13 protein-coding genes are annotated in these 12,054 nt (G+C 61.3%); 7 read left to right on the top strand and 6 right to left on the bottom strand.

Annotation, left to right across the window (positions count from 1 at the left end):
• The first annotated feature begins 24 nt into the window (after window positions 1-24).
• The 6 genes from urtB (at window position 25) to AB4N33_RS07415 (ending at window position 5,416) form a co-directional block, all read left to right on the top strand.
• Entirely contained in the window at window positions 25-942 is a 918-nt protein-coding gene (urtB, locus tag AB4N33_RS07440) for an urea ABC transporter permease subunit UrtB (RefSeq protein WP_476456863.1), read from the top strand.
• A 9-nt stretch (window positions 943-951) separates the two neighbouring features.
• Entirely contained in the window at window positions 952-2,127 is a 1,176-nt protein-coding gene (gene urtC, locus AB4N33_RS07435) for an urea ABC transporter permease subunit UrtC (protein ID WP_476456862.1), read from the top strand.
• Window positions 2,124-2,885, top strand: coding sequence for an urea ABC transporter ATP-binding protein UrtD (gene urtD / locus AB4N33_RS07430; RefSeq protein ID WP_476456861.1), 762 nt, complete (start codon window positions 2,124-2,126; stop codon window positions 2,883-2,885). The genes urtC and urtD overlap by 4 nt, the downstream gene beginning before the upstream one ends.
• Before the next feature lie 10 nt (window positions 2,886-2,895).
• Entirely contained in the window at window positions 2,896-3,585 is a 690-nt protein-coding gene (gene urtE / locus AB4N33_RS07425) for an urea ABC transporter ATP-binding subunit UrtE (protein WP_476456860.1), read from the top strand.
• A gap of 164 nt (window positions 3,586-3,749) precedes the next feature.
• Window positions 3,750-4,979: a formamidase gene (fmdA, locus tag AB4N33_RS07420; protein ID WP_169866576.1), complete on the top strand. Its 1,230-nt coding sequence runs from the start codon at window positions 3,750-3,752 to the stop codon at window positions 4,977-4,979.
• Between the two features lie 89 nt (window positions 4,980-5,068).
• Entirely contained in the window at window positions 5,069-5,416 is a 348-nt protein-coding gene (locus tag AB4N33_RS07415) for an FmdB family zinc ribbon protein (RefSeq protein WP_169866575.1), read from the top strand.
• A gap of 202 nt (window positions 5,417-5,618) precedes the next feature.
• Here AB4N33_RS07415 and AB4N33_RS07410 read toward each other — a convergent pair whose 3' ends face one another.
• Both AB4N33_RS07410 and AB4N33_RS07405 read right to left on the bottom strand, forming a co-directional pair.
• Window positions 5,619-6,215: an NADPH-dependent FMN reductase gene (locus AB4N33_RS07410; protein WP_476456859.1), complete on the bottom strand. Its 597-nt coding sequence runs from the start codon at window positions 6,213-6,215 to the stop codon at window positions 5,619-5,621.
• Window positions 6,212-7,066, bottom strand: coding sequence for a sterol desaturase family protein (locus tag AB4N33_RS07405; protein WP_169866573.1), 855 nt, complete (start codon window positions 7,064-7,066; stop codon window positions 6,212-6,214). Before AB4N33_RS07405 ends, AB4N33_RS07410 begins: the two co-directional genes overlap by 4 nt.
• A 68-nt stretch (window positions 7,067-7,134) precedes the next feature.
• Between AB4N33_RS07405 and AB4N33_RS07400 the strand changes: the two genes are divergently transcribed.
• Window positions 7,135-8,094 carry an AraC family transcriptional regulator gene (locus AB4N33_RS07400; protein ID WP_476456858.1) on the top strand — a complete coding sequence of 320 codons (960 nt, stop codon included), beginning with the start codon at window positions 7,135-7,137 and terminating at the stop codon, window positions 8,092-8,094.
• A gap of 402 nt (window positions 8,095-8,496) precedes the next feature.
• On the opposite strand, the gene AB4N33_RS07395 is transcribed toward AB4N33_RS07400, so the two are convergent.
• The 4 genes from AB4N33_RS07395 to AB4N33_RS07380 all read right to left on the bottom strand — a co-directional run bounded on the left by AB4N33_RS07395 (window position 8,497) and on the right by AB4N33_RS07380 (window position 12,042).
• Window positions 8,497-8,967: an Lrp/AsnC family transcriptional regulator gene (locus tag AB4N33_RS07395; protein ID WP_169866571.1), complete on the bottom strand. Its 471-nt coding sequence runs from the start codon at window positions 8,965-8,967 to the stop codon at window positions 8,497-8,499.
• Window positions 8,968-8,993: 26 nt separating this feature from the next.
• Window positions 8,994-10,295: an NAD(P)/FAD-dependent oxidoreductase gene (locus AB4N33_RS07390; protein ID WP_476456857.1), complete on the bottom strand. Its 1,302-nt coding sequence runs from the start codon at window positions 10,293-10,295 to the stop codon at window positions 8,994-8,996.
• 91 nt (window positions 10,296-10,386) lie between these two features.
• A complete protein-coding gene (locus AB4N33_RS07385) occupies window positions 10,387-11,226 on the bottom strand; it encodes a transporter substrate-binding domain-containing protein (RefSeq protein ID WP_476456856.1) in 840 nt (279 codons plus the stop codon).
• 57 nt (window positions 11,227-11,283) lie between these two features.
• On the bottom strand, window positions 11,284-12,042 hold the full coding sequence (locus tag AB4N33_RS07380; RefSeq protein ID WP_169866568.1) for an amino acid ABC transporter ATP-binding protein: 759 nt from the start codon (window positions 12,040-12,042) through the stop codon (window positions 11,284-11,286).
• Between the last annotated feature and the right edge of the window lie 12 nt (window positions 12,043-12,054).

The raw sequence follows: 12,054 nt of genomic DNA, 5'->3' as shown, positions 1-12,054 counted from the left end.
TCTATTCATTCGGAGACCACCACCATGCAATGGCTGACTGATTTCGGTGCCATCGTGGTCATGCAGGGGTTCAACGGGCTTTCCGTATTCTGCGTGCTGCTGCTCATGGCCCTGGGGCTGGCGATCATTTTTGGCCAGATGGGCGTCATCAACATGGCCCATGGCGAATTCCTCACCGTGGGTGCCTACACCACCTACGTGCTGTCGACGCTGGTGCAAAACTACCTGCCGTCGATGCAGCCTTACTATTTTTTCTTCGCCATCGCCTTGTCATTCCTGGTTGCAGGCTCGCTTGGCTGGGTGGTCGAGCGGGTGATGATCAGCCGTTTGTACCACCGGCCGCTGGACACGCTGCTGGCCACCTGGGGTTTGTCGCTGGTGATGCAACAGGCGTTGCGCTCGATTTTCGGCGCGCGGGAAGTCAGCGCAAACCCGCCCGAGTGGCTGATGGGTGCGGTCAACCTGACCGATTCCATCGAGATCCCGCGCAACGGCTTGTTCGTCATGGCCCTGACCGTACTGATGACCGGTGGCGTGTTCCTCATGCTCTATCGCACGCGCTGGGGCTTGCAGGTACGAGCAACGGTACAGAACCGGGTGATGAGCCGGGCGGTTGGCATCAATACCCGTGAAGTGGACCGCATGACGTTCGCCCTGGGTTGCGGGGTCGCGGGGGTCGCCGGTGCCGCGTTTACCACCATCGGCTCGACCGGCCCGACTGCCGGCTCGCTGTATATCGTCGACACCTTCCTGGTGGTGGTGTTCGGCGGCGCGCAGAGTCTGCTGGGCACGATTGCCTCGGCGTTCACCATTGCCCAGACGCAGTCGGTCTCGGAATTCTTCATGAGTGGCTCGATGGCCAAGGTGCTGACCTTGTCGGCGGTGATCCTGATTCTGTTGCTGCGCCCGCAAGGGTTGTTCGCAAGCAAAGTTCGCAAGTAGAGGCCGCTGATGAACACGATAGACAAACTCATGGGTGGGCGGCAGGGCGTGATTGGCCTGCTGATTCTCGCCGCGCTGATCCTGGTAGTGTTTCCACTGACCCTCGACGCCTTCCGCTTGAACATGGTCGGCAAATACCTGACCTACGCCTTCGTCGCGGTTGGCCTGGTGTTGTGCTGGGGTTACGGCGGCATTCTCAGCCTGGGGCAGGGCGTGTTCTTTGGGCTTGGGGGCTATTGCATGGCGATGTTTCTCAAGCTTGAAGCCAGTGACCCGGAAAGCACCAGGATCCAGTCCACGCCGGGAATTCCCGATTTCATGGACTGGAACCAGATCACCGAGCTGCCGGCCCTGTGGATGCCGTTCCACAGTTTCAGCTTCACCGTGATCGCGGTGGTTGCCGTGCCCGTGATCCTCGCCCTGGTGATTGGGGCGGCGCTGTTCAAGCGGCGGGTGGGGGATGTGTACTTCTCCATCGTCACCCAGGCGATTGCGCTGATCCTCACCGTACTGATCATCGGCCAGCAGGGCCTCACCGGTGGCGTTAACGGCATCACCGATCTCAAGACCCTGCTGGGTTGGGATATTCGTGGGGATGGCGCCAAGCTGATTCTGTACTTCATCAACGCGGTCCTGCTGCTGGGCTGCATCCTGATGGGCAAGTTCATCCTTGCGTCCAAGCTGGGGCGCCTGCTGATGGCCATGCGGGACAAGGAAGAACGGGTGCGCTTCTCGGGGTATGACGTCGCCGGTTTCAAGATCTTCGTGTATTGCGTGGCGGCCGGGTTTTCCGCGATTGGCGGGGCGATGTTTGCCTTGCAGGTGGGCTTCATGTCGCCCTCGTTCGTGGGCATTGTGCCGTCGATCGAGATGGTGATCTTCGCCGCCGTGGGTGGACGGATGTCATTGCTGGGGGCGGTCTATGGATCGCTGCTGGTCAATTACGGCAAGACCTATTTCTCCGAGTCGTTCCCGGAACTGTGGCTGTACCTCATGGGCGGGTTGTTCATCGCCGTGGTCATGTACTTCCCCAATGGCCTGGCCGGGGTTTGGGAGACACACGGGCGCAAATGGATCGCACGGTTCGTGCCGGCCAGGAAGGTCGTGACAGTGGCGCCGATCATCAAGGCCGAGACTGCGATAGAACCCTCTGCAACCACCCGCCCGATGGAGACCCAGTCATGAGCCAGGCGACCGCTTTTCATATGCCCAAGCCCGTGCTGGCCATCGAGGGGCTGACGGTCTCGTTCGACGGTTTCAAGGCGGTGGACAACCTCAACCTGTACATCGACCGCAATGAAGTGCGCGTAGTGATCGGTCCCAATGGCGCTGGCAAGACCACGGTGCTCGACCTGATCTGCGGCAAGACCCGCGCCACAGCCGGCAGCATCGACTTCAAGGGCCGCGAACTGACGAAGATGAAGGAATACGACATTGTGCGGGCGGGTGTCGGTCGCAAGTTCCAGACTCCGTCGATCTACGACAACCTGTCGGTGTTCGAGAACCTGGAAATGTCGTTTCCCAAGGGCCGCACGGTGTTCGGCGCGCTGTTTTTCAAGCGCAGCGACGAGGTGGTGCAACGTGTCCACGAAGTGGCGGCGGACATCTTCCTCGGTGAGCTGTTGCAGCAGCAGGCGGGGCTGTTGTCCCACGGCCAGAAACAGTGGCTGGAAATCGGCATGTTGCTGATGCAGGACCCGGAGCTGCTGATGCTCGACGAGCCCGTTGCCGGCATGAGTGTCAGCGAGCGCGCGCAAACCGCCGAGCTGCTCAACCGCATCAGCCAGGGCCGCTCGGTGCTGGTGATAGAGCATGACATGGAGTTCGTGCAGAGCATCGCGCACAAGGTCACGGTGCTGCACCAGGGCAAGGTACTCGCGGAGGGCAGCATGGAGGCGGTGCAGAAAAACCCGAAAGTCATCGAAGTCTATCTGGGCCACTGAGGAGCACGGCATGTTTGCAATCAATCAGCTGGCCTGCGGCTACGGCCAGAGCCAGATCCTCCACGACCTGGATCTGAACGTCGCGAAGCAGGAAATCGTCGCCGTCATGGGCCGTAACGGCATGGGCAAGACCACGCTGTTCAAGAGCCTGATGGGCATCCTGCCGCAATGGCGTGGCCAGGTGGCTGTCGAAGGCGTGAACATCTCGGCCATGGAAACCCATGCTCGGGTGGAGCAGGGCCTGGCCTATGTACCGCAGGGACGAATGATCTTCCCGTCCATGACCGTGCTGGAAAACATCCAGACCGGTTTGCCGGCTTCGGCCAGGGGCAAGGTGCCGGAAGACCTGTATGCGTTGTTCCCGGTGCTGTTCGATATGCGCAGCCGGCGCGGCGGCAACCTCTCGGGCGGGCAGCAGCAACAACTGGCCATCGCCCGTGCGCTGGCGACCAATCCCAAGGTATTGCTGCTGGACGAACCCACCGAGGGCATCCAGCCCTCCGTGATCAAGGACATCGCGCGCACCCTCAAGGAGATCCGCAATCTGCGTGACCTGACCATCGTCGTGTCCGAGCAGGTGCTGTCGTTCACCCTGGAAATCGCCGACCGGTTCCTGGTGATCGAGAAGGGCCGCTTCGTGATCGAGGAAACCCGGGCCAATGTCGATGAGGCAACGATCAGCCGCTATTTGTCGGTGTAACTCGTTGATACAGCTCGCAGGCTTGGCCCTTTGAAATAGCCACTACACTCAAACCCGATCGTTTGAACCGCAGTCACCGCAGGGCCCGCGCTTAATGAAGTCGCGCAGGCCCAAGGCGTTCGTTCGCCTGCGATCGGGGATATTTCCATCCAAGGAGAAACGCAATGACCGAAGTGTTGATCAAAGTCGACCTGAATCAGCCGGCCACTGAAAACGAGCAGATTCACAACCGCTGGCACCCGGATATCCCGATGGCGTGCTGGGTCAGACCCGGTGACGACTTCATCCTGGAAACCTACGACTGGACGGCGGGCGCGATCAAGAACAACGATGACGCCAGTGACGTGCGTGATGTCGACCTGTCCACCGTGCATTACCTGTCGGGACCGGTGGGTGTGCACGGCGCAGAGCCTGGCGACCTGCTGGTGGTCGACCTGCTCGACATCGGCGCCAGGGCCGATTCGCAGTGGGGCTTCAACGGTTTCTTTTCCCGGCAGAACGGTGGCGGTTTCCTCACCGACCATTTCCCTTCGGCGCAGAAAGCCATCTGGGACTTCAAGGGCATGATGACCAGTTCCCGGCACATTCCAGGCGTCGAGTTCGCCGGCCTGATCCATCCCGGTCTGATCGGCTGCCTGCCGGATCACAAGATGCTCGCCGAGTGGAACCGCCGTGAGCAGGAGTTGATCGACACCAACCCCGAGCGCGTACCGCCGCTGGCCAACCCGCCATTCGCCAAGACCGCCCACCTGGGCAAGATGAAAGGCCCCGAGCGTGACATGGCCGCCGCCACGGGCGCCCGTACCGTACCGCCGCGCGAACACGGCGGCAATTGCGACATCAAGGACCTTTCCCGCGGTTCGAAGGTGTTCTTCCCGGTGTACGTCGATGGCGCCGGCCTGTCGGTGGGCGACCTGCACTTCAGCCAGGGCGACGGCGAAATCACCTTTTGTGGCGCCATCGAAATGGCCGGCTGGGTGCACATGCGTGTCGAGCTGATCAAGGGCGGAATGGAAAAATACGGAATCAGGAGCCCGATCTTCAAGCCCAGCCCAATCATCCCGACCTACAACAAATACCTGATTTTCGAAGGGATCTCGGTGGATGAAAGCGGCAAGCAGCATTACCTGGACGTCAACATCGCCTACAAGCAGGCCTGCCTGAACGCCATCAACTACATGACCAAGTTCGGTTATTCGCCTGCGCAGGGTTATGCATTGCTGGGCTCGGCGCCCGTGCAGGGGCATATCAGCGGGGTCGTCGATATTCCGAACGCCTGCGCGACGTTGTGGCTGCCCACCGAGATCTTCCAGTTCGACATCAACCCGAGTGCCAACGGTCCGACCCGTTTTATCGATGGCAGTATCGATTTGCCGATTGCGCCGGATAAATAAGCTCGCGTTCGGAAGTGCTTCCGGTGCAGGACGCGAGTCTTGCGCCGGAATCCATCAGGGATGAACAGTGATTTTTTGGAGTTCTTTCTATGGCTATGTACGAATACGATTGCCCCGAATGCGGATACTTCACGGCGATGCGCCCCATGGCAGACAGCGCATTGCCCTGTGATTGCCCGGCGTGCGGAACATCGAGCCTGCGGGTGATCCTCTCGGCGCCTGGGCTGGCCACCATGGCCGGCAACACACGCAAGGCCATCGCCGCCAACGAGCGCAGCTCACATGCACCCAAGACCGTCGATGAATATCGCGACAGCGCCCGACATCCAAAAGGCTGCGGTTGCTGTGGCCCGAGCCAGAAAGTCGAGCCGAGCAAGACCAACCCCCATGCACTCAAGGGCAAGGCCTCGGGGCGGCCGTGGATGATCAGCCACTGAGCGAAACAAATAACCTGTAGGAGCGGGCTTGCCCGCGATGGCGGTGTATCAGGCGCCGATGATGCTGGATATCGCGAGCAAGCTCGCTCCTACAGAGATCGATGTTGCCCCTGTGGGAGCGGGCTTGCCCGCGATGAGGATGTATCAGGCGCCGACGATGCCGGATATCGCGAGCAAGGTCGCTCCTACAGTGGGCGTTTTTTTACATGCCGTTGGCAAACTCCGGGTCGCCCGGACGCAGGCGTTCGTTGAGGCCGCGCAGGGCGTGGGCGTATTCAGCCAACCCCCCAAGCGTCCAATCAGCACGCCGCCGAATGCGCAGGTCTTCGGCACTGGCGCTGTCCGGGCCATTCATCACCGACTCCACCTGCCGCACGATCAACTGCTCAGGCAGGTAGCAGATCCGGCAATTCTTGTAGCTCGAGGCCCGCAACTCCGACAACGGATAAGCGCCACCCTGGCCCGAGGACACACCCACCAACAGCGCCGGCTTGTGCCCCAGCTCACGGTAGCCGGCATGGACGAACAGGTTCTTCAACGCCGGGCACGCCATGCCGTGCCATTCCGGGGTCAGCACCACCAGCGCATCGGCCTCACGCAACACGGCGCTGTGATCAGCCCACACGCCACCCACATCTTCGGCCGGCCACAAAGGCAGGGGCGCAGCACCAAGGTCGATCACCCGAGGCTGTTCACACAGTGCCAACGCCTGTAAACGCGCAGCGAGAAACCCCGCTACCTTCGACGATTGGCTCGCTTGCTGGCTGGAACCTGCGACAAGGACGATGTTCAGGCTCATTTGGCCAACTCCTGATTGGATGGACGTTGCGCCTGTACACGTTTGCTGCGCGCCAATGGCCAGAACAACTCCTGCTGCCAGCTCACCGGCTTCATGTCCTCGATACCGTAATGCTCGGGACGCCGGCGGGTGATTTTCGCCGAGCCGAACAACACGTCCCAGAAGAACAGCAGGTTGCCGAAGTTACCCTTGTAATGGGTCACGCCGTCATCGGCATTCAGCCCGTGGTGGGCCGAGTGGGTGGCGGGCGTGGAAATGGTCCGTTCCAGCAACCACATCAGCGGGCGCAACGCCGGTACGCGGTAGAGCTTTTCGTCCCAGGGCACGCTGCTGTGGGCGGAGAAGATCACCAGCATCTTGACGATCAGGTAGCCGTAATACACCGGCGCCAGTCCCATGTAGATCAGCATCCCCGAGAACCATAGGCCAGGCATCAGCAGGTAGTAAAAGCTGTTGTTGCGGTAGACGATGCGGATGCTCATGTAGGGCGCCGAATGGTGCGCCCGGTGCAGCGAATACAGGAACGGCACCTTGTGGCTCAGGCGATGCCACCAGTACTGGGTCATGTCGTCCAGCACCAGGAACAAGCCCAGGCCGAGCAGCCAGTGCACATTGGCCAGGCTGTCTTTCAATTGCGGTGCGAAATGATCCAGTAACAGGCTGCTGAGCAAGGTCACCAGCGGCAGGGTCACGCCCATCAGCAGGCTGGAACCGAGGATTTCGATGATCACGTCGCGCCGCTGGCCACGGGGCTGGGTGAAACAGGCGCAGGCGATTTCCAGGGCGATAAAGCCAATCAGAATGGCAAGGATGATCGGTACCGGACTGTTGGAGATTATTGTTGTATTCATGGCACTCTCTGGTTGGGGCCGATAATGGCGACGCCCGACAATAAGAAACCATGGGTCCAGCTCAAGCTATGCGCAAAACGGACAGAATCACCGCAAATCCGGTCAAGCCTTCGCCCGAACGATTTCATCGTGGTCCGTTGGGGCGGGTGCTGGAGCGCTACCTCGACAGTTGCACGCTCAAGGCCCGCAGCAACTACAGCATTGTTGCCCTGGAACAGCTGTGGCGCAAGGCCGCCAGTCATGATCCGGCCATCGGCCTTAAGCTGTTTTCGCATTTCACCCGCCAGGATTGGCATGTGCTGGCACATGCTTGCCTGTACAGCGCCAATCTGGAGGAGTCGATTCGCTTCTGGGCGCGTTACGCACGCCTGGCTTCGGACATGGACAACATCGTGCTGGTCGAGGAGGGCGACTGCCTGGGTGTCGAACTCCGCATCGAAGCCCCGGCCAGCCTGGCGCGGTATGTGGTCGAGCACTACTCGGTGATGTCACTCACTGTCCTGCGCATCGGCACCGGCCTGACCCTGCTGCCGAAGCGCGCGTCTTTCGCCCATCCGCGCCCCGCGTATCATGCGCAGTACGTCCAGTGGTTCGGCGACAACGTGCAGTTCGGGTGTGAGCACAATCGGTTGTACTTCACCCGTTCCAGCTTGCAGACGCCGCTGCAAACCCACAATGCCGGGATGATGGAAGTGCTGTGCCAGGAACTGGACCGGCGCCTGGCGCAACAGCACCAACTCAGCGGCTGGGCCGGCCGGGTGGTGCAGGGGATTCGCCAGAGCCTGGTCGCGGGGCAGGTTTGCAGCCTGGAGACCCAGGCGCAGGTGTTGAACCAAAGCCCACGGACCCTGCGCCGGCGCCTGGACGAGGAAGGCCTGACCTTCCGCTACCTGCTCGACCGGGTGCGGGCAGAGCTTGAGCAGTACCTTGAACTGCAAGGCAACACCCGCACCCAGATCGCTGCGCAACTGGGCTACAGCGACCTGGCCGCCTACGTCCACGCCCGAAAACGCTGGCGCAGTCTTTAGGAGCGAGCATGTCGAAGCGTCGAACCGTCGCGATGGCGGGGTGTCAGGCGCTGATGAGGTTGGATGTGCTGGCCCCATCGCGAGCAAGCTCGCTCCTACAGTGTCTGAGGTCGTACACAAAATCTGCGTTCACCGAGAAACCTGTAGGAGCGAGTTTACTCGCGATGGTGGTTAACGATGACGCGGGGTGTCTGGATGCCTGCGGTGTCTGGGACACCATCGCGAGCAAGCTCGCTCCTACAGTGTCTGAGGTCGTACACAAAATCTGCGTTCACCGAGAAACCTTGTAGGAGCGAGTTTACTCGCGATGGTGGTTAACGATGACGCGGGATACCTGGATACCCGCCGTGCCTGGACTACCATCGCGAGCAAGCTCGCTCCTACAGGGGGCAATATGCATGGTTAGAGGCTCAATTTACGGCTGAACTTGGTCTCCATCACGATATGCGAAGCGGTATGGGCCACGCCCTTGATCATGTTGATCCGGGTCAGTTCGGCGTTCAGTTCGCTCAAGGTTGGGGTCACCAGGTGGATGATGAAATCCGATTCGCCCGACACCGCATACACCGCCTGCACCGCGTCCATCTTGCGCAGCGAGGTCATGACGTCGGTGTAACTCTTGTTGGTGCACGAGGTCATGGTGAAGCAGTTGATGGTCTGCTGCAGCCGATCCTGATCGATGCGCACACTGTAGCCCGTGATGACGCCGGCCTTTTCCAGGCGGGTGATGCGTTCCTGCACCGCCGAGCGCGATACCCCGAGCTTGCGAGCCAATGACGCGGTGGGTTCGCGGGCATTGGTTTGCAGCAGGCCAAGCAGTTGCCTGTCCTTGTCGGTGAGGTTGAACAGCGGACCGGAACTCTGCACATCCATGGACACGTACTTGACCTCGCGGGGGTTCAGTTGCTCTGTGTCGCTCGGCGTTGCGAGCGGGCTTCCTGGAATATATCCATCATCTTGAGGCCGGCGTAAACCGTTTGTGCTGCCGCCGGTCCCAGCGGACCACCGTTCCATTGCAGGCCATAGGCGTCAAACAGTCGGTAGCGATCGGTTTCACCGCAAATGGCTTCGGCAATCACGCGCCCACCAATCGGCGCGGTGTTCATACCATGGCCACCAAACGAAGTACACGCCCACAGGCCCTGGCCCAGCGGGCCTATGTGCGGCATCTTGTGCCGTGCGTAGCCCATCAGCCCGGACCATGCCTTGTCGATCCTGACGCCGCGTAATTGCGGGTAAACGTCGAGAATGTCGTCGGTCAGCAGTTGCCCCAAACGCTTTTCATCCTGCAGGTTGCGGGTGGTGATCCGGCCGCCCCAGAGCAGGCGGTCGCCATCGACGATGCGGTAGTAGTCCGAGGCACGACGGTTGTCGCCCACGGCATCGGTGGTGCGCATCACCTCTGGCAGACGCTCGCCCAGGCGTTCGGTAAGTACCGCGTAGGTGGCGATCGGCAGGAAGGCCCGGCGCAGCTTGCCGAACTCGCGACCACCATAGCCGCCACAGCAATACACCACGTGCGCGCAATCGACGCTGCCTTGATCGGTGATCACTCGATGGCGTCCGCGCTCGCTCTCGACACGCACCATGGGCGATTGCTCATGGATACGGCCGCCGCTGGCTTCGATCAGCCCGGCCAGGCCCAGGCAGTAATTCAACGGGTGGAAGTGAAAGCCGTGGGTATCGCGCAGCGCCTGGAAGTAGCGATCGGTCCTGAGCCGCTCGCGCACGGCCTGGCGATCCAGGTACTCAAGGTGAAAATCAAAATCGGCAGCCATTTTATCGCGGGTGCGTTGCAGGTTATCGCCGTCGTCGTAGCGCACCACGCTGAGCTTGCCCGACGTGGGCGCGCAACCCGCAAACTGATGACGGGCGATCATCCCGCGCACGGTATCGACGCCTTCCAGCGACAGCTTGAACAGCGCAGAAGCGGTCGCCTTGCCGCATCGCCGCTCGATGGCCGACAAGCCTTCGGACCAGCCCTGTAGTACAAAACCGCCGTTACGCCCCGAAGCGCCCCACGCCACGCGGCCGGCGTCGAGCAGCACCACTGACTTGCCCCGCGAGAGCAGCTCCCAGGCCGTGCTGAGCCCGGCCAGCCCCGCGCCGACGATGCACACATCCGCCTGCGTGGCGCCCGCCAGTGGCGCACGTTCGGGCGCGTATTGCATGGTGGCGGTGTAGTAATTGTTGATGTACATGAAGGCTCTTGTCCTTTTCTTCACGGCACAGGCGAGCCGGGCGCCGCGTTTAAAACGGGCGCTCGGCAAGGCTTGGGTAGTTTGCTGCGGGTTACTGGACCTGGGTCAGGTCCGCGCCGTACCACTTCTGCGACAGCTGCTTGAGAGTGCCGTCGGCTTTCATCTCCGTGACGATCTTGGTCAAGGCGCTGTTGAAGGCGTCATCACCCTTGTCGGTCGCGAGGGCCAGAGGCTCGTAGTACGCGGGTTTGCCTTCAACCTGCACGATCGGATAGCCATTTTTCACTGCCGCGACGATGGTCGGCAGCGCTGACAAGGTGGCGTTCAGGCGCACACCGTTACCCATGCGCAGGTCATCCAGCGGGCCCATGCTGTCACCGTAGGTCTGCACCTCGCCAGGCTCAACCTCATAGGTGAAGGGCGGCACGTCGGCGGCGTCGATCTTGAGGCGGCGGTTGATGTAGTCCTCGGACGTGGTGCCGGCTTCGACGCCGATGGTCTTGCCATTCAAGTCTGAGGGTTTGGCACCGGCGGCATCCTTGTGTACCGCGAAGACGTAAGGCGTGTAGTAGTAGATCGCCGGGAAGTCCAGCACCCGACCGCGCGCGGTGGTGGGGGTCATGGAGCCCACCGACAGATCCCAGCGATTGGCCCAGCGCCCGGCGGTGATGATCCCGTACTCGGGCGTGACGAAGGTGACCTTGCTGCCAAGGCGCTTGGCGATTTCGGTGGCCACATCGATGTCGAAGCCTTGCAACTGGTTATCCGGGCCGAGGAACGATTGCGGCGGCCAGTTGGCGGCGGTGGCGACCTTGATCACCTTGGTGTCGTGGATGCGGTCCAGGGTCGCGCCGGCCCAGGCGGCGCCTGCGGTGGCGGTCAACGCTGTAGCGACGGCGGCTGCGGTGAAGAAGCGGGTAAGTGAGCGCATGAGTCAGTCTCCAGTAGTCTTTGTGCTGGTTTTGTTGTTATCGACGGCTGATGTTTCTCAGTGGCTGAGAATCTGTGACAGGAACTCCCGGGCGCGGGCGTGCTGCGGGTTGTCAAAAAACTCGTTGGGTTTGGCTTGCTCGATGATGCAGCCCTGATCCATGAAAATGATGCGGTCGGCCACGCGCCGGGCGAAGCCCATCTCATGGGTGACGCAGACCATGGTGATGCCGTCCTGGGCCAGTTCACCCATGACATCCAGCACTTCCTTGACCATCTCCGGGTCGAGCGCCGAGGTGGGTTCATCGAACAGCATGATGCGCGGGCGCATGCACAGGGCGCGGGCGATGGCCACGCGTTGCTGCTGGCCGCCGGAGAGCTGGCCGGGGAACTTGTCGGCCTGGTTGCGGATACGCACACGGTCGAGGTATTCGTAAGCCAGTTCGCGGGCCTGCGCATCGCTGAGCTTGCTCACCAGACGCGGTCCAAGCATGAGGTTATCCAGCACGGTCATGTGCGGGAACAGGTTGAACTGCTGGAACACCATACCGACCTGGCGGCGGATGTCGGCGACGCGTGTGGCCTCGCGGGTCAATTCGGTGCCGTCGATATGGACGCTGCCTTTCTGGAAATCTTCCAGCAGGTTCAGGCAGCGGATCAGGGTGGACTTGCCGGAACCCGAGGGGCCGCAGACCACCACGATTTCGCCGCTGGCGATGTGCAGGTCGATGCCCTTGAGCACATGAAAGTCGCCGTACCACTTGTGCATGTCGCGAATCGAGACGGCGGGGGACAAGGCGGTTGCAAGCTGATTCATCACAAGGCTCCT

Source organism: Pseudomonas sp. S1_E05 (assembly GCF_056337105.1).
The sequence above is the reverse complement of the archived record's forward strand: the minus strand, read 5'-3'. Positions and strand labels throughout refer to the sequence as shown.

Coding starts and splice junctions, on each gene's coding strand:
- urtB (WP_476456863.1), top strand. CDS start 25: ATGCAATGGCTGACTGATTTCGGTGCCATCGTGGTCATGCAGGGGTTC.
- urtC (WP_476456862.1), top strand. CDS start 952: ATGAACACGATAGACAAACTCATGGGTGGGCGGCAGGGCGTGATTGGC.
- urtD (WP_476456861.1), top strand. CDS start 2,124: ATGAGCCAGGCGACCGCTTTTCATATGCCCAAGCCCGTGCTGGCCATC.
- urtE (WP_476456860.1), top strand. CDS start 2,896: ATGTTTGCAATCAATCAGCTGGCCTGCGGCTACGGCCAGAGCCAGATC.
- fmdA (WP_169866576.1), top strand. CDS start 3,750: ATGACCGAAGTGTTGATCAAAGTCGACCTGAATCAGCCGGCCACTGAA.
- AB4N33_RS07415 (WP_169866575.1), top strand. CDS start 5,069: ATGGCTATGTACGAATACGATTGCCCCGAATGCGGATACTTCACGGCG.
- AB4N33_RS07410 (WP_476456859.1), bottom strand. CDS start 6,215: ATGAGCCTGAACATCGTCCTTGTCGCAGGTTCCAGCCAGCAAGCGAGC.
- AB4N33_RS07405 (WP_169866573.1), bottom strand. CDS start 7,066: ATGAATACAACAATAATCTCCAACAGTCCGGTACCGATCATCCTTGCC.
- AB4N33_RS07400 (WP_476456858.1), top strand. CDS start 7,135: ATGCGCAAAACGGACAGAATCACCGCAAATCCGGTCAAGCCTTCGCCC.
- AB4N33_RS07395 (WP_169866571.1), bottom strand. CDS start 8,967: ATGGATGTGCAGAGTTCCGGTCCGCTGTTCAACCTCACCGACAAGGAC.
- AB4N33_RS07390 (WP_476456857.1), bottom strand. CDS start 10,295: ATGTACATCAACAATTACTACACCGCCACCATGCAATACGCGCCCGAA.
- AB4N33_RS07385 (WP_476456856.1), bottom strand. CDS start 11,226: ATGCGCTCACTTACCCGCTTCTTCACCGCAGCCGCCGTCGCTACAGCG.
- AB4N33_RS07380 (WP_169866568.1), bottom strand. CDS start 12,042: ATGAATCAGCTTGCAACCGCCTTGTCCCCCGCCGTCTCGATTCGCGAC.